At 67.2% G+C, this 16,193-nt stretch carries 16 protein-coding genes; 9 read left to right on the top strand and 7 right to left on the bottom strand.

Annotation, left to right across the window (positions count from 1 at the left end; translation table 11 throughout):
* Positions 1–52 precede the first annotated feature (52 nt).
* The gene (hpaR, locus tag CFB82_RS26555) at positions 53–493 is read right to left on the bottom strand and encodes a homoprotocatechuate degradation operon regulator HpaR (RefSeq protein WP_039356885.1); all 441 of its coding nucleotides are present in this window, start codon (positions 491–493) and stop codon (positions 53–55) included.
* Between the two features lie 152 nt (positions 494–645).
* Between hpaR and CFB82_RS26550 the strand changes: the two genes are divergently transcribed.
* The 7 genes from CFB82_RS26550 (at position 646) to hpaI (ending at position 6,709) form a co-directional block, all read left to right on the top strand.
* Positions 646–1,335, top strand: coding sequence for a fumarylacetoacetate hydrolase family protein (locus CFB82_RS26550; protein ID WP_089485933.1), 690 nt, complete (start codon positions 646–648; stop codon positions 1,333–1,335).
* Complete coding sequence (locus CFB82_RS26545) at positions 1,332–2,096, top strand: fumarylacetoacetate hydrolase family protein (protein WP_089485932.1); 765 nt, start codon at positions 1,332–1,334, stop codon at positions 2,094–2,096. Before CFB82_RS26550 ends, CFB82_RS26545 begins: the two co-directional genes overlap by 4 nt.
* Before the next feature lie 22 nt (positions 2,097–2,118).
* Positions 2,119–3,582 carry a 5-carboxymethyl-2-hydroxymuconate semialdehyde dehydrogenase gene (gene hpaE, locus CFB82_RS26540; RefSeq protein WP_089485931.1) on the top strand — a complete coding sequence of 488 codons (1,464 nt, stop codon included), beginning with the start codon at positions 2,119–2,121 and terminating at the stop codon, positions 3,580–3,582.
* Positions 3,583–3,791: 209 nt separating this feature from the next.
* Positions 3,792–4,640, top strand: a complete 849-nt coding sequence (gene hpaD, locus CFB82_RS26535) for a 3,4-dihydroxyphenylacetate 2,3-dioxygenase (RefSeq protein WP_046547658.1) — start codon at positions 3,792–3,794, stop codon at positions 4,638–4,640.
* 33 nt (positions 4,641–4,673) lie between these two features.
* Positions 4,674–5,066: a 5-carboxymethyl-2-hydroxymuconate Delta-isomerase gene (locus tag CFB82_RS26530; protein ID WP_039356869.1), complete on the top strand. Its 393-nt coding sequence runs from the start codon at positions 4,674–4,676 to the stop codon at positions 5,064–5,066.
* A 20-nt stretch (positions 5,067–5,086) separates the two neighbouring features.
* Positions 5,087–5,890 carry a 2-oxo-hept-4-ene-1,7-dioate hydratase gene (hpaH, locus tag CFB82_RS26525; RefSeq protein ID WP_069251426.1) on the top strand — a complete coding sequence of 268 codons (804 nt, stop codon included), beginning with the start codon at positions 5,087–5,089 and terminating at the stop codon, positions 5,888–5,890.
* Between the two features lie 12 nt (positions 5,891–5,902).
* On the top strand, positions 5,903–6,709 hold the full coding sequence (gene hpaI / locus CFB82_RS26520; protein WP_089485930.1) for a 4-hydroxy-2-oxoheptanedioate aldolase: 807 nt from the start codon (positions 5,903–5,905) through the stop codon (positions 6,707–6,709).
* An 81-nt stretch (positions 6,710–6,790) separates the two neighbouring features.
* On the opposite strand, the gene CFB82_RS26515 is transcribed toward hpaI, so the two are convergent.
* A complete protein-coding gene (locus CFB82_RS26515) occupies positions 6,791–7,582 on the bottom strand; it encodes an AraC family transcriptional regulator (RefSeq protein ID WP_089485929.1) in 792 nt (263 codons plus the stop codon).
* A gap of 95 nt (positions 7,583–7,677) precedes the next feature.
* On the opposite strand from CFB82_RS26515, the gene CFB82_RS26510 reads away from it, so the two are divergent.
* Together CFB82_RS26510 and CFB82_RS26505 are read left to right on the top strand one after the other, a co-directional pair.
* Complete coding sequence (locus CFB82_RS26510) at positions 7,678–7,929, top strand: hypothetical protein (RefSeq protein ID WP_046547662.1); 252 nt, start codon at positions 7,678–7,680, stop codon at positions 7,927–7,929.
* A 46-nt stretch (positions 7,930–7,975) separates the two neighbouring features.
* Entirely contained in the window at positions 7,976–8,941 is a 966-nt protein-coding gene (locus CFB82_RS26505) for a quinone oxidoreductase family protein (RefSeq protein ID WP_089485928.1), read from the top strand.
* A 169-nt stretch (positions 8,942–9,110) separates the two neighbouring features.
* Here the strand turns inward: CFB82_RS26505 and CFB82_RS26500 are convergent, their stop codons facing one another.
* The 5 genes from CFB82_RS26500 to pdxR all read right to left on the bottom strand — a co-directional run bounded on the left by CFB82_RS26500 (position 9,111) and on the right by pdxR (position 16,114).
* Entirely contained in the window at positions 9,111–10,202 is a 1,092-nt protein-coding gene (locus tag CFB82_RS26500) for a porin (RefSeq protein WP_089485927.1), read from the bottom strand.
* A 158-nt stretch (positions 10,203–10,360) separates the two neighbouring features.
* The gene (locus tag CFB82_RS26495) at positions 10,361–11,428 is read right to left on the bottom strand and encodes an ABC transporter ATP-binding protein (protein WP_089447513.1); all 1,068 of its coding nucleotides are present in this window, start codon (positions 11,426–11,428) and stop codon (positions 10,361–10,363) included.
* On the bottom strand, positions 11,421–13,193 hold the full coding sequence (locus CFB82_RS26490; RefSeq protein ID WP_069251434.1) for an ABC transporter permease: 1,773 nt from the start codon (positions 13,191–13,193) through the stop codon (positions 11,421–11,423). The genes CFB82_RS26495 and CFB82_RS26490 overlap by 8 nt, the downstream gene beginning before the upstream one ends.
* Before the next feature lie 112 nt (positions 13,194–13,305).
* Positions 13,306–14,406 carry an ABC transporter substrate-binding protein gene (locus CFB82_RS26485; RefSeq protein WP_089485926.1) on the bottom strand — a complete coding sequence of 367 codons (1,101 nt, stop codon included), beginning with the start codon at positions 14,404–14,406 and terminating at the stop codon, positions 13,306–13,308.
* Positions 14,407–14,623: 217 nt separating this feature from the next.
* On the bottom strand, positions 14,624–16,114 hold the full coding sequence (gene pdxR / locus CFB82_RS26480) for a MocR-like pyridoxine biosynthesis transcription factor PdxR (protein WP_089485925.1): 1,491 nt from the start codon (positions 16,112–16,114) through the stop codon (positions 14,624–14,626).
* Positions 16,115–16,193: the final 79 nt, after the last annotated feature.

Raw genomic sequence — 16,193 nt, 5'->3', positions numbered from 1 at the left:
CCCGCGCCGCACCGGCGCCCGTTCCCGCGGTTGGCGGGAACGGGCGCCGTTTTCACGTGTTGCCGCCGAGCTCGATGAGCCGGTCGAGTGCGCGATAGATGTCTTCGAGGCCGTCCTGGCCGAACCGCGATTCGAGCTGCCGGTACTGCTCGTCGATCCTCGGACCGATTTCCGTGACCAGTTTCCTGCTTTGCGGCGTCAGGCTGACCAACAGCCGGCGCTGATCTTCCTGCGCGCGCGTGCGCGTGATCAGGCCGTCGCGCTCCATCCGTTCCAGCACGCCCGTAAGGCTCGGGCTCAGGATGCAGCAGCGTCGCGCGATCTGTCCCGCTTCGAGCGCCTGCGCCGGTTCGCCGTCGAGCACGCGGATGATCCGCCATTGCTGTTCGGTCAGCGCGAATTCCTTGAGAATGGGGCGAAACAGACCCATCAGCGTTTCGCGGGCCTCGAGCAGCAGCATGGCCAGGTTGCGGTGGTCGAGCGTACGGTTCATCGGGGAGGGCAGAGGACGGGGACGCATCAATCTTAACAGCCGCGGGGAGTGAATTTCGCCTATCAGGGTAATCGAGGTTGCCAGCGTTCGATTGTTTACTTAAGATATTAACTATTGACGATGCGCCGCGACGCGCGGCAGGGGAATGACGCATGGAGCTGTCTTGTACGACCGCCGCGGCGCCGCCGTTGCCGGTCGCCATCGGTACCGTCTACGGTGCGCTGCTCAACGAGCGCGCGGCGCTCGACGCGCTCGGCGACGCCGTGAACGCACCGCCTTACGGGCGCCCGCCACAGGCGCCGATCCTGTACATCAAGCCCGCCAATACGCATGCGGGCGACGGCGCGGCCGTCGTCGTGCCGGCCGGTGTCGACGCGCTGGAGATCGGTGCGTCGGTGGCCGTCGTGTTTGCCCGCCGCGCGACACGCGTGCCGGCCGAACGGGCGCTCGACTACCTTCACGGCTTCACGCTCGTGAGCGACGTGTCGGTGCCGCATCCCGATTACTACCGTCCGGCCGTGCGCTTCAAGTGCCGCGATGGTTTCTGCCCGCTGGGCCCGGCCATCGTGCCGGCCTCTGCGCTGGGCGATGTCGACGCGATTGGCCTGACCGTGCGGATCGATGGCGAGGTGTCTGTGTCCGCTTCGACGGCCACGCTGATTCGTCCGGTGCGCGAGCTGATCGCCGACGTGACGGCCTTCATGTCGTTCGACGCGGGCGACGTGCTGTTGCTCGGCGTCCCGGGCGGCGCACCGCGCGCCCGCGCGGGCAGCACGATCGAGATTTCGGCTGACGGCATCGGCACGTTGCGGCACACGCTGATTGCGGAGGAAGCACGATGAAGACGGCGCGCGTGATCTACAACGGCGCACTGCATGCGGCCGAACCGGCCGGCGACGGTGCGATCCGCCTCGATACGGGGCGAATCGTCGCGGAAGAGAAGGTCGAATGGCTGCCGCCCGTCGCGCCGCGCACGACGTTCGCGCTCGGTCTCAACTACGCCGACCACGCGAAGGAGCTCGCGTTCAAGGCGCCGAGCGAGCCGCTGATCTTCCTGAAGGGGCCGAGCACGTTCATCGGCCACCGGTCGCGCACCGTGCGCCCGGCGGATGCCACCCACATGCATTACGAGTGCGAGCTGGCCGTCGTGATCGGCCGGCCCGCGCGCAACGTGAGCCGCGCGCAGGCGCTCGACTACGTGGCCGGCTATACGGTCGCGAACGATTACGCGATCCGCGACTATCTCGAGAACTACTACCGCCCGAACCTGCGCGTGAAGAACCGCGACACCTGCACGCCGCTCGGGCCGTGGTTCGTCAGCCGCGACGAGATCGGCGATGCGGGCGACCTGACGCTGCGCACGACGGTGAACGGCCAGGAGACGCAACGCGGCAGCACGCGCGACATGATCTTCGACGTGCCCGCGCTGATCGAGCACATCAGCGGCTTCATGACGCTCTCGCCGGGCGACCTGATCCTGACCGGCACGCCCGAGGGGCTGGCGGACACGAAGCCGGGCGACGAGGTCGTGACCGAGATCGAAGGGATTGGCCGGCTCGTGAACACGATCGTCGGCGAAGCAGACTACTATCGCGCCGGCTGAGCCCGTCGCCCAAGGAGAGAGCATGACCATCAAGCACTGGATCGACGGCCACGAAGTCGAGAGCCGCGAGACGTTCACGACGCTGAATCCCGCGACGGGCGATGTCATAACCGACGTCGCATCGGGCGGCGAGGCCGAAGTCGATGCGGCCGTGCGCGCGGCGAAGGAAGCGTTCCCGAAATGGGCGAACACGCCCGCCAAGGAGCGCGCGAAGCTGATGCGCAAGCTCGGCGAACTGATCGAGAAGAACGTGCCGATGCTCGCGGCGCTGGAGACGCAGGACACCGGCCTGCCGATCGCGCAGACGAGCAAACAGTTGATTCCGCGCGCGTCCGAGAACTTCAACTTCTTCGCGGAAGTGTGCGTGCAGATGAACGGCCGCACCTATCCGGTCGACGACCAGATGCTGAACTACACGCTGTACCAGCCGGTCGGCGTGTGCGCGCTGGTGTCGCCGTGGAACGTGCCGTTCATGACCGCGACGTGGAAGACGGCGCCGTGTCTCGCGCTCGGCAACACGGCCGTGCTGAAGATGTCGGAACTGTCGCCGCTGACGGCGGACCAGCTCGGCCGCCTCGCGCTCGAAGCCGGCATTCCGCCAGGCGTGCTCAACGTCGTGCAGGGCTATGGCGCGACAGCCGGCGATGCACTCGTGCGCCATCCGGACGTGCGCGCGGTGTCGTTCACCGGCGGCACCGTCACCGGCAAGCGGATCATGGAGCGTGCCGGTCTCAAGAAGTATTCGATGGAGCTTGGCGGCAAGTCGCCGGTGCTGATCTTCGACGACGCCGATTTCGACCGTGCGCTCGATGCATCGCTGTTCACGATCTTCTCGATCAACGGCGAACGCTGCACGGCCGGCTCGCGGATCTTCGTGCAGCGCACGATCTACGACCGCTTCGTGCAGGAATTCGCGCGCCGCGCGAACAACCTGGTGGTCGGCGATCCGTCCGATCCGGCCACGAACCTCGGCGCGATGATCACGCGCCAGCACTGGGAGAAGGTGACCGGCTATATCCGCATCGGCGAGCAGGAAGGCGCGCGTGTGGTCGCGGGCGGCGCGGACAAGCCGGCGGGCCTGCCCGACCATCTGCGCAACGGCAACTTCGTGCGGCCGACCGTGCTGGCCGACGTCGACAACCGGATGCGCGTCGCGCAGGAAGAGATCTTCGGGCCGGTCGCGTGCCTGATCCCGTTCGAGGACGAGGAAGAAGGGCTGCGGCTCGCGAACGACACGTCGTACGGACTCGCCTCGTACATCTGGACGCAGGATGTCGGCAAGGTGCATCGCCTCGCGCGCGGCATCGAGGCCGGGATGGTGTTCGTGAACAGCCAGAACGTGCGCGACCTGCGCCAGCCGTTCGGCGGCGTGAAGGAATCGGGCACCGGGCGCGAGGGCGGCGAGTACAGTTTCGAGGTGTTCGCGGAGATCAAGAACGTGTGCATCTCGATGGGTTCGCACCACATTCCGCGCTGGGGCGTGTGACGGGCGCGGGTCGTCTGGCAGCACAAATGATTCCTTGGCCGGCAAGCCGGCCGAGCATGGGGCTGGAGTAAGCGCTAAAGCGCTAACTCCAGCCGACCGCGAAGCATGGGGCTGGAGTAAGCGCTAAAGCGCTAACTCCAACCGACCGCGAAGCATGGGGTTGGAGTAACCGCTAAAGCGCTAACTCCAACCGACAGGAGACTTGAACGATGGGCAAGCTGTCCCTCGCCGCGAAGATCACGCATGTGCCGTCGATGTACCTGTCGGAAATGCCCGGCAGGCATCACGGCTGCCGCGAAGCGGCGATCCGCGGCCATCAACTGATCGGCGAGCGCTGCCGCGCGCTCGGCGTCGACACGATCGTCGTGTCGGACGTGCACTGGCTCGTCAACGCCGGCTATCACGTGAACTGCAATGCGCAGTTCTCGGGCACATACACGAGCAACGAGCTGCCGCATTTCATCCGCGACATGCAGTACGCCTATCCGGGCAACCCGGCACTCGGTCGCCTGATCGCCGAGACGGCCACCGAGCGCGGGATCGCGACGCGCGCGCACGAGATCGACAGCCTCGAACTCGAATACGGCACGCTCGTGCCGATGCGCTACATGAACGCCGACCAGCACTTCAAGGTCGTGTCGATCGCCGGCTGGTGCATGTGGCATCAGCTCGACGAAAGCCGGCGCTTCGGCGAGGCGCTGCTCGAAGCGATCGAGAAGAGCGATTCGAACGTCGCGTTCCTCGCGAGCGGGTCGCTGTCGCACCGCTTCAACGACAACGGCAGCCCCGAGGAATCGATCCACGAGATCAGCCGCGAATTCTTCCGGCAGGTCGACCTGCGCGTGGTCGAGCTGTGGAAGCAGGGCGATTTCAAGACCTTCTGCGCGATGCTGCCCGAGTACAACACGCATTGCCACGGCGAAGGCGGGATGCACGACACGGCGATGCTGCTCGGCTTGCTCGGCTGGGATCGCTACGACAAGCCTGTCGAGATCGTCACCGACTATTTCGCGAGTTCGGGCACCGGGCAGATCAATGCGATCTTTCCGTTGTCCTGAGCGCTGCGCCACGCATTCGACAGGAGACTAGCCATGCCACACATCGTCGTCGAATACACCGCGAACATCCGCGACGACGCGCGCATTCCCGCGCTGCTGCGCACGATCAACGCCACGCTGATCGCGCAGGGCGGCGTGTTCCCGACGGGCGGCATCCGCTCACGCGCGATCGAACTGCAGGACTACTGCGTGGCCGACGGCACGGAGGACGACGCATTCGTCCACGTGACGCTCAAGATCGGCTCGGGCCGCACCGACGAGCAGAAAAAGGCCGCGTGTGACGCACTGTTCGACGCGATCAAGGCGCATTTCGCGGCGTTGTACGCGAAACGCTACCTGGCGCTGTCGATGGAACTGACCGAGTTCAGCGAAAGCGGCTCGTACAAGCACAACAACATCCACGCCCGCTACAAGCGGGCAGGCTGAACCCCATTCCCGATCCGACCATGCTCGAACCCGCCATCATCGACCAGCTCGCGCAGCGTCTGCACGACGCCGAGCGCGAGCGCAAGCAGATCCGCCAGATCTCGCTCGACCATCCCGACATCACGATCGACGACGCGTACGCGATCCAGCGCACGTGGGTCGCCCTCAAGCTCGCGGAAGGCCGCACGCTGAAGGGCCACAAGATCGGCCTGACGTCGAAGGCGATGCAGAACACGTCGCAGATCGACGAGCCCGACTACGGCGCGCTGCTCGACGACATGTTCTTCGCCGACGGCGGCACGATTCCCACCGGCCGCTTCATCGTGCCGCGCGTCGAGGTCGAGCTCGCGTTCGTGCTCGGCAAGCGGCTGAGCGGCCCGGACTGCACGATCTTCGACGTGTACGACGCGGTCGACTACGTGGTGCCGGCACTCGAGATCATCGACGCGCGCAGCCAGTCGATCGACCCCGATACGAAGCGGCCGCGCAAGGTGTTCGACACGATCGCCGACAACGCGGCGAACGCGGGCGTCGTGATCGGCGGGCGGCCGGTGAAGCCGCAGGACGTGGACCTGCGCTGGGTCGCGGCGATCATGTCGCGTAATGGCGTGGTCGAGGAAACGGGCGTCGCGGCTGGCGTGCTGAACCATCCGGCGAACGGGGTTGCGTGGCTCGCGAACCGGCTGGCTCGCTTCGACGTCGCGCTGGAGCCGGGGCAGATCGTGCTCGGCGGCTCGTTCACGCGGCCGTGCGCGGCGCGGCCGGGCGACACGTTCAGCGTCGACTACGGCCCGCTCGGGACGATCCAGTGCTACTTCGAATGAGGTGAGCGAGCGATGCAGATTCCTTCGAATGTCTTCAAGGCCGCACTGGCGCGCGGCGATGCGCAGATCGGGCTGTGGCTCGGGCTCGCGAATCCGTACAGCGCTGAAGTGGTCGCGGGCGCCGGTTTCGACTGGCTGCTGATCGACGGCGAGCATGCGCCGAATACGGTGCCGACGATCCTCGCGCAACTGCAGGCGATCGCGCCGTATCCGTCGCATCCGGTCGTGCGCGTGCCGTGGAACGATCCGGTGATCGTCAAGCAGGTGCTCGACCTTGGGGCGCAGACGTTGCTCGTGCCGATGGTGCAGAGTGCCGACGAGGCGCGCGCCGCGGTGGCGGCGACGCGTTATCCGCCGCATGGGATTCGTGGCGTGGGTAGCGCGTTGGCGCGTGCGTCGCGGTGGAATCGCGTCGGTGATTACTTGCATCGCGCGAACGACGAGATGGCCGTGCTCGTGCAGGTCGAGACGCGGGCGGGGCTTGAGGCGATCGATGCGATCGCGCGGGTCGAAGGTGTGGATGGCGTGTTCATCGGGCCGGCGGATCTCGCGGCTGATCTCGGGCATCTCGGCAATCCGGGGCACCCGGACGTGCAGGCGGCGATCGACGGCGCGATCCGGACGATCAAGGCGGCCGGCAAGGCGCCGGGCATTCTGAGCGCTGATGAGGCGGCCGCGCGGCGCTATCTGGAGGCGGGGGCGTTGTTCGTTGCGGTCGGTGTCGATACGACGCTGCTGGCGCGGAGTGCGGAGCGGTTGGCTGCGTTGTTCAAGGGGACCAGCGGCGAGGCTGTGAAGAAGGGGGATGGGACGTATTGAGCCAATGGCGGGAGCTGGCGTTTTCCGTCTACCGGGCGCCAGCCTTCCGCACGGCGGATTCACATTTGCAAGTCGCCACGCTTATTCCTCTCCACGGCGCCCTGTTTCCATATACCTCCCCGGCGTCGTCCCCAACGCGCGCCGGAACATGTCGATGAATGCGCTCACGTTGTCGTACCCGAGATCGAGCGCGATCGTCGTCACGGGCACGCCGTCGGCAATGCGCTCCAGCGCCCGCAGCAGCCTGGCCTGCTGACGCCACTGCGCGAACGTCAACCCCGTCTCCGCGACGAAGCGGCGGCTCATCGTCCGCGCGCTGATGCCGGCCCATTCGGCCCATTCCTCCCGCCGCCGGTTGTCCGCGAGATCGGCGGCAAGCGCATCGGTGATCTTCATCAGCCGCGGATCTTGCGGTCGCACCAGCCCCAGCGCCTCGACTTCCGACGACGCGATTTCATCGAGGATCACGTCGGCAATCCGCGTCCGAGCGGCATCCAGCGCCGAACCATCCCAACTCGCCGCGCGCTGCACGGCTTCGCGCAGCAGCGGCGTCGTGCGGATCGCCCGCGGCGTATCCGGCAGGGCCGCACAGCGCGCTTCCGCGACGAACGCCGACCAGCCGGAAATCGGCCCGAACGAGCGCAACGAATGGCGGCAATGCGGCGGAATCCAGATCGCGTGAATCGCCGGCACGACCCAGTCCTGATCGTCGAGACCGATCGTCAGCAGCCCGCTCAGCGCGCCGACGAGCTGGCCGCGCCCGTGCGAGTGGGAGGGTGTCACGCGCGGATCGCGTTGCGACAGGACGGCCGCGACGACGAACGGGCCGTCGTCGGACGTGACGAATCGGGCGGGCAGGAGTGGATCGGACATGGCCGGATATCGGGATCGACTGGCCGTTATACCGGAGATTGGCCGGAATCGCACGCCTACACTGCGTCCATCGATGACAACCGGAGTACGACACGATGCGAGCCGAACAGATGCTTCCCGACCATGCCGACCGGATCGAGGCCGACGGAACGACGATCCGCAAGGGCACCGTCGGCGCGTTCCTGGTCAACGCGCGGGTGCTGACCGACCCGAACGCCGCGCCTGCCGACCGGGCGCGCGCGGAAGCCGACACGATCGATGCATTACCCGCGTTGCGCGCGCTTGGGCTGTTCGACGTGCTGGACGTACGCGATCCCGCGCTGCGCGCGTGGCTCGATGCGCGATGACGGGCGCCGCAATCGTTGATCGAAATCCCCGATTCGAGGAGCAATCATGAAAGCAGCAGTCGTGACGGGCGCCGGCGAGCGTCCCGTCCATATGGACTTCGAAGCGCCGCGCGCGATGCCGGGCCATCGCCTGATCGACGTGACGGCGTCCGCACTGAGCCGGATCGCGCAGGGGCGTGCGTCCGGTACGCATTACTCGTCGGACGGGCGTTATCCGTTCGTCGTCGGCGTCGACGGCGTCGGCCGCCTCGACGATGGGCAGCGCGTCTATTTCTTCGGTGCGCCCGCACCGTTCGGCGCGATGGCCGAGCGCACGATCGTGCCCGATACGCGGTGCGTGCCGTTACCCGACACGCTCGACGACGTCACGGCCGCTGCGATCGCGATTCCCGGGATGTCGTCGTGGGCCGCGTTGACCGAACGTGCGCGGCTCGTCGCGGGCGAGACGGTGCTCGTCAACGGTGCGACGGGTACGTCGGGGCGGCTGGCGGTGCGGATCGCGAAGTATCTCGGTGCCGCGAAGGTGATCGCGACGGGCCGCAACGCGGCGGCGCTGCAGGCATTGCTCAGCGCGGGCGCGGATGCCGTCGTGTCGTTGCAGCAGGATGACGCGCATCTGGCACGTGCGCTCGAGGCACATTTCCGCGCCGGTGTGGATGTCGTGCTCGACTATTTGTGGGGGCGCAGCGCGCAGACGCTACTGGTTGCCGCCGCGAAGGCGACCCCCGATGGCCGGCGGCTGCGTTTCGTGCAGATCGGCTCGATCGGCGGCGCGGACGTGCTGTTGCCGGGCGCGGTGTTGCGGGCGACGGCCATCGAGCTGATGGGCAGCGGCCTCGGCAGTGTGTCGCTGCCACGCCTGCTGGCCTCGGTGGGCGGCGTATTCGACGCGGCAGGGCCGGCGCGCCTGGATATCGAGACGCGCATGGTGCCGCTGTCGGCGGTCAGCGAACACTGGGGCGATGTGAACAGTCTCGTGCGCCCGGTGTTCACGATGCGCGAAGGCGGATGACGAACAGGCAGCGCACCGCCTGTCCGCACGCACGGCTGGGGCCGTTTGCGCACGCGATCTCGTCAGGATACCGACGGGTCCTGCGAATCGGTTCGTGCAACGACCAAGGGTAGGGTGGCCCGTCGCGAACGGGCGGGCGGCGGCGCACAACGCGCCCGCCGCATCAGACTCAGAACCGCTGCTGAATCCCGGCCGTCACCCCGACCTGCGTGGTGCCGTATCCATTGACATCGCGCGATACACCGACCTTCTGCCCATGCTTCCCGATCGCAAACGCACCGGCCGCATACAGCACCGTGCGCTTCGACAGCGCGTAATTCGCACGCATCGACACGAGCGTCGGATCGGCATCCGTGCCGCCCTTGATGTTCTGGTGATACACGGCGCCGATCAACGAGAATGTCGGCGTGAACTGATACGAACCGCCGACCCAGTACATGTCGCTCAACTGGTTCGCGGCGCTCGTGCGATACGTGCGCTTGTAGTTGCGATAGCCGGCCATCGTCTTCAGGTTGCCGAAGTCGTAGCTCAGGCCCGCATGAATCCCCTGGATGTAGTTGACCGGATCGGCCGGCGTCACGCTGTCGGACGCACCGTTCTGCCGGTCGAATGCGACCACCGCAGCGAACGGGCCGCCCTCGTAACCGATCGCCGCGTCGTACTTCGAGCTGGTTTTCACGCTGCCCGGCACGTTGCCGAAGCCGTACATCGCGCCGAACTTGAAGCCGCTGAATTCGCCGTCGTAGCGCACCGCATTCGACGAGCGCGTGAACATGCCGTCCTTGCGGCCGCCGGTCGCCATCGACGACGTCGCCCACGAGTAGTTCTGCGCATACCCCATCGGGTCGAACGGCAGCATGTAGTCGTAGGTGACGGTGAAGTTGCGGCCGAGCGAGATCTCGCCCCACTTGCCCTTCAGGCCGACGGTTGCGCGGCGCCCGAAGATCGAATCGGGGCCGTCGTCGGACGCGCCGTTCGCGAGGTCGATCCCGCTTTCCAGCCGGAACACGGCCTTCAGCCCGCCGCCGAGATCCTCGACGCCGCGCAAGCCCCAGCGCGACGTGTTCTTGTTGCCGGACTTGAGCTTGTACGAATTGCCACCTTGCGGCGCCGCGTGGTTGGCGAACTCGATGCCAGCATCCATGATCCCGTACATCGTGACCGACGACTGCGCGTGCGCGGCACTTGCCGCGAGGCCGGCGACGGCGGCCGAGCCGGTCAGGACGGCGGCGCGAAGGGAACGTTCTGCGCGTGACTTCATTGACGGTGTCTCCTTGGTTCTTGTGAGTGGGTGAAACGGGGTAAAGCGAATGCGGCGCGCAGCACGCCGCGGCGGACGCCAGAAGACGTCCGCCGGAAAGGCTTGTCGTGACACGACGGAAAGCGCGCAGGTGGCGGGCGGAGCGCCCGCCGCGTGGGTCAGCCCGCTTTCGCGAACGCCCAGCAGTCGTTGGTTGGGAATTCGATCCAGTGCTTGCCCGCTGCGCGCGGCACGTGACCGAATGCGCGCAGGCGCATCTCGCCGCAATGGAACAGGTATTCCCAGCGGTCGCCGAGATACATCGACGTGACGAGGTCGGCCTGCAGCCGGTTCGCGCCCGGGCCGTCGGCGACTTGCACGCGCTCGAGGCGGATCACGGCCTGCGCGTCCTGGCCCGGCGCGAACGTGTCGCGGGCGAGCGCCTGCAGTTCCCAGCCGTCGCCGGCGAGCGTCACGCGTTCGCCGTCGATGGCCGCGACGCGCGCATCGATCCGGTTGTTGCTGCCCATGAACTCGGCCGTGTACAGCGAGCGCGGCGCGCCGTACAGCTCGGCCGGCGTGCCTTCCTGCTCGATGCGGCCGTTGCGCAGCAGCAGGATGCGGTCGGACATCGCCATCGCCTCGGTCTGGTCGTGCGTGACGCACAGGGCCGACAGCCCGAGCGACACGATCAGTTCGCGCAGCCATGCCCGCGCTTCCTCGCGCAGCTTGGCGTCGAGGTTCGACAGCGGCTCGTCGAGCAGGATCACCGGCGGGTTGTAGACGAGCGCGCGCGCAATCGCGACGCGCTGCTGCTGGCCGCCCGACAGCTGATGCGGGAAGCGCTCCGCGAGATGGCCGAGGCCGAGCTGGTCGAGCGCGGTCTGCACGCGGCGCTTCTGTTCGGCCGGTGCGACGCGGCGCAGCTTCAGCCCGTAGCCGACGTTGTCGGCGACGGTGCGGTGCGGCCACAGCGCGTACGACTGGAACACGAGACCGAGCGAGCGCTGCTCGACGGGCAGGTCAACGCGCTGCGCGCCGTCGAAGAACACGCGGTCATCGAGCTGGATGCGGCCGTCCGACGGCTGTTCGAGGCCGGCCACCGCGCGCAGCAGCGTGGTCTTGCCGCTGCCCGATGCGCCGAGCAGGCACACGACTTCGCCGGCCTTCAGTTCGAACGACACGCCCTTGAGGATCGGATTGGTGCCGTAGCTGAGGTGCAGGTCGTCGACGATGAGCTTATCCATGAAGTTTCACTCCGAAACGCAGGGCCACGCCGAGACCGGCGCCGACCATCGCAATGTTGATGACAGAAAGCGCGGCGACCTGGTCGACGGCGCCGGTCGCCCACAGCGACACGAGCAGCGCGCCGATCACTTCGGTGCCGGGCGACAGCAGGTAGACGGCCGTCGAGTATTCGCGCTCGAAGATCATGAAGATCAGGAGCCACGCGGCGAGCAGGCCGAAACGCACGAGCGGCAGCGTCACGTCGAGCGACACGCGGCTGCGCGTCGCGCCGACGCTGCGGCCGGCTTCCTCGAGTTCGGGGCCGACCTGCAGCAGCGCGCTCTGGATGAGCCGCATCCCGTACGCGAGCCACACGACCGTGTACGCGATCCAGATGCTCCACATCGAATTCTTCAGCTCGCGCAGGCCCGGGACGAACAGGAAGATCCACAGGAATGCGAGACCGGCGAGCAGGCCGGGCACCGCGCGCGGCAGCAGCACGAGGTAGTCGAGCAGCTTGGTGGCCCAGTCGGGGCGGCGGTGGCCGGCGAACGCGACGAGCGAGTAGAAGCCGATCGCGAGCGCGCCGCCGATCACGCCGATGCCGAGCGTATTGACGATCGCGCGCACCAGGTTGTCCTGCTCGAACAGCTCGACGAAGTTCGCCAGCGTCAGCACCTCGGTGAGCGCGACGCCTTCGCCCCAGTTGGTCACGAACGCGCGCAGCACGATGCCCGAGATCGGCACGATCACCGTCAGCATCAGCCACAGCGCGACGATCGCGAGCGCGACCCAGCGCCATACGCCGAGCGGCAGCACCGTCGCGCGGCCGGCCTTGCCCTTCACGGTGACGAAGCGGTTGGCGGTCTTCAGCAGGCGGCGCTGCAGCAGCACGAGCGGGAACGTGATCGCGACGATGCACACGGCGACCGCGGCCATCAGGTGATACGACGGCACGCCGAGCTTGTTGGTCAGCTTGTACAGGTAGGTCGCGAGCACGAGGTGGCCTTCCGGATCGCCGAGCACGAGCGGCAGCCCGAACACCTCGAAGCCGAGGAAGAACACGAGCACGCCGGCGAACAGCAGCGCGGGCATCGTCATCGGCAGGCTGACGTCGAGCGCGACGCGGAACGGGCGGGCGCCCGTCACGCGGGCGGCTTCCTCGACGTCCGAGCCGAGGTTGCGCAGCGCGGCCGACGAGTACAGGTACACGTGCGGCACGTGCGTGAGGCCGACGATCACCGTGATCGCGAAGATCGAGTACACGTTCCAGGGCACGCTTTGCACCCCGAACAGTGCCTTGAACCACACCGAGTAGAAGCCGACCGGGCCGGCCGCGACCACGTAGCCGAACGCGAGCACCATCGGCGACACGAACACGGGCGTGAGCAGCAGCGGTTCGAGCCAGCGGCGGCCGGGCAGGTCGGTGCGCACCATCAGGAACGCGAGGATGCCGCCGAGCGGGATCGAGATGAACAGCATCCCGCCGGCGATGATGAACGAGTTCTTCACGGCCGACCAGAAATCGGGATCGCTGAAGACGAAACGGAAGCCCTCGATGCCGAGCGTCTTGTTCGCATCGAAGAACGGCGCGGACAGCAGGCTCTGGAACAGGATGAAGCCGAGCGGCAGCGCGACCGCGATGGTCAGTACCGCGACGACGATCCAGCGCAGCATGCCGGCGAGCGGCTGCAGGCTGCTGACCGGCAGCGCGGGAATCGCGTCGCGCGGGCCGGTGGCGGGCGGAACGGCCGGTGCAGTGCCGCGTGTGCTGGTTGAAAGCATGAGTTCACCCCTGCGGCCATCCGGATGGCCGCCTCTAGGAAGTCGGTATGGGGAAGGGGCCGCCCGCGCGACGTGGCGGGCGGCCGTTGGCCGGCCGAAGCCGATCAGCGGATCAGCTCTTGATTGCCTGCTGCCATTGCTTCAGGAACGCGAGCCGCTTCGACTGGTCCAGATAGACGAGCAGGCCGGTGCCGATCTGGATCGGCTTCAGCGAATCGCCGAGTTCCTTCGTGAGGCTCGCGGCCGACGTCTCGCCGGTCACGTCCGTACGGATCGCGTACAGGTTCGCCTGGTTTGCGATCATGGTCTGGCCGCGCTTCGACAGCAGGTAGTCCACCCACAGCTTGGCGGCGTTCGGGTTTTTCGCCTTCTTCGAGATCGTCGCGAGGCGGCTCACGATCTGTGTGTAGTCCTTCGGAAACACATAGCCGATGGATTTGTCCTTCTTCGCCTTCGCGTACGCATACGAACCGATGATGTTGTAGCCGATCAGGTTCTCGCCCGACGAGATGCGCTCCATCATCGCGCCCGTGCTCGACTGCAGCTTCGGGCCGGTCGCGCCGATCGCCTTCACGAGTTCCCATGTGACCTTCTCGTTCAGGTGCGCGTCCTGCGTCAGCGCGTTGAAGCCGACGCCGGATTTCTCGACGTCGTACGTCGTGAGCTTGCCCTTGAACTTGTCCGGTTGCGACGCGAGCAGCTTGATCAGCTCGGCGCGCGTCTTGGGCACTTCGTTCTCGGGGATCAGGCGCTTGTTGTAGACGATCGCCAGCGGCTCGAACGTCGTGCCGTACGCCTGCTTCTGGTACTGCGCCCATTGCGGCACGTTCGCGCTCTCGGGCGAATCGTACGACGCCATCAGGCCGTCGTTGACGAGCTTGACCTGCAGGTCCATCGCCGAGCTCCACAGCACGTCGGCGCTGGTGCTGCTCGCCGCGTTCTCGCTGATGTAGCGGTTGTACAGCTCGGTGCTGTTCATGTCGTTGTACTCGACCTTCACGCCGTACAGGCTTTCGAAGTCCTTGAGCAGCGGGCGCACGAGGCCCGTGTCGGTCGTCGAGTAGACGATCAGCTTGCCTTCTTTCTTCGCGGCGTCGATCACGCCCTGGTAGTTCCCCGGATATCCGGCCGGAACCTGCGCGAAGGCGCTGCCGGCGGCAGTGCCCAGAACGACCGCCAGCGCGGCGGCGAGGTGCTTCGGTGCAAACGGCATGTCTTCCTCCAGTTACGTCTAGTGTTGTTCGAGTGGAGCGGATGTTAATTGCGGCGCACTTTCAGCCCGCTTTCATTTCTGTTCACAATCGCGTCGTTCGTGTCATGGATTTCCCGAGGTCGAAGCGGCGGAGGCCGCGCGTTTTGCAGCGTGCGGCGCGGTCGGACAAGGGAGCGTGGCGGGTTGCCGCGGGGTGCGGCAACGATGACAGGAGCGGTTAGGCGGGTTGCGCGAGCAGCTTGCCGAGCAGCCGGCCGCCATGCCGCGCGTGCGCGGCCGTCAGCGCGGCGTACCCGACGACGACACCCGCGTCACACCGGGCGCTTCGACAGAATCCGCGGATCGGCTGTAATTCGACGCCGTCCGCCCGGGCTTGTGCGACATAGGTCGCGTCGTCCATCCCGGGCGGCAGCCACAGCACGAAATGAAAGCCCGCGTGCTCGCCGGACACCGTGTACCGCCCGCCCGCGTGTTTCGCCAGCTGGTCGAGCACGAGGTCGCGCCGCTGGCGGTACGCGTGACGCGCGGCACGCAGGTGCTTCGCAAAATCACCGTGCGCGATGAAGCGCGCCAGCGCCAGCTGGGGCGCCACGCCGACCGAGCGCGCGGTCGCATGCCACACGGCCGAAAGCGCCGGCCGCAGCTCCGCCGGCACGACCATGAAGCCGATGCGCAGCCCCGAGAACAGCGTCTTGTTGAACGAGCCGCAGTAGATCACGCAATCGCACGCGTCGAGCGATTTCAGCGCGGGCAGCGGGGCGGTCTGGTAGCTGAATTCGCCGTCGTAGTCGTCCTCGATGATCCACGCGCGGGTGCGCTGCGCCCAGTCGAGCAGTTCGAGCCGGCGCGACACCGACATCGTGACGCCGAGCGGCGCCTGATGGGCGGGCGTCACGTAGGCCGCGCGCGCGTCGCGATAGCGGTCCAGCGACGCCGTGTCGATGCCTTCCCGATCGACCGGCACGTCGATCACGGCCGCGCCCGCGATCGTGAAGATCTGCCATGCCGACGCATAGCCGGGATCCTCCATCAGCACCGTCGCGCCGGGCGCGAGCAGCGTGCGCGCGACGAGATCGATCGAATGGCGGATGCCGGTCGTGATGAAGATGTCTCCGGCGTCGCACGGGATGCCGCGGTATTCGCGCAGGTACGCGGCGATTTCGTCGCGCAGGCTCTCGACGCCTTGTGCCGGCGTCGCCCCGAGGTCGTTCGCGGTCGCGGCAAGCAGGCTGGCCCCGAGCGCCTTCTTCCACTGCTGCATCGGCAGCAGGCCGGGATCGGCAAGCCGCGCGACGAACGGAACGCCCGGGCGCACGCCTTGTTCCGGCGCGGCGGCGTCGGTCGTGCGCGCCTGGGCAGGGCGCGCATCGGGAGGGGGAAGGCCGTTGGTGTCGCGCGATTGCGCGGCCGCGCACAAGTAGCTGTCCGGCACCACCGCGCATACCCGCGACCCCGACCCTTGCGTGCGGGCGATGTAGCCCTCGGAGCACAGCCGGTCGTACGCGGCTTCGACGGTCCCCCGCGCGACGCCCCAGCGCGCGGCAAGCGTGCGGCTGGACGGCAGCGGGCTGTCGCCGGGCAGCAGGCGCTTCAGGATCGCGTCGCGCAGCGCGTCGGCGATGCACTCCTGCTTCGATTGCGGACTGCCCGTGGACAGCCCGGCCGGGCACGGCAGATCAAGCGGAATCGCGGCTTTGCCTCGCGGCATAGTGGTCTATTCAGTTGCGGATTTAATGGCCCTTCAGCTTATATCACTTTGACCTTAGATTGCTGTCGACCACATCAAT

The organism is Burkholderia sp. HI2714, assembly GCF_002223085.1.
In the GTDB taxonomy this organism is placed as follows: domain Bacteria; phylum Pseudomonadota; class Gammaproteobacteria; order Burkholderiales; family Burkholderiaceae; genus Burkholderia; species Burkholderia lata_D.
This window is presented reverse-complemented; position numbering and strand designations above follow the sequence as displayed.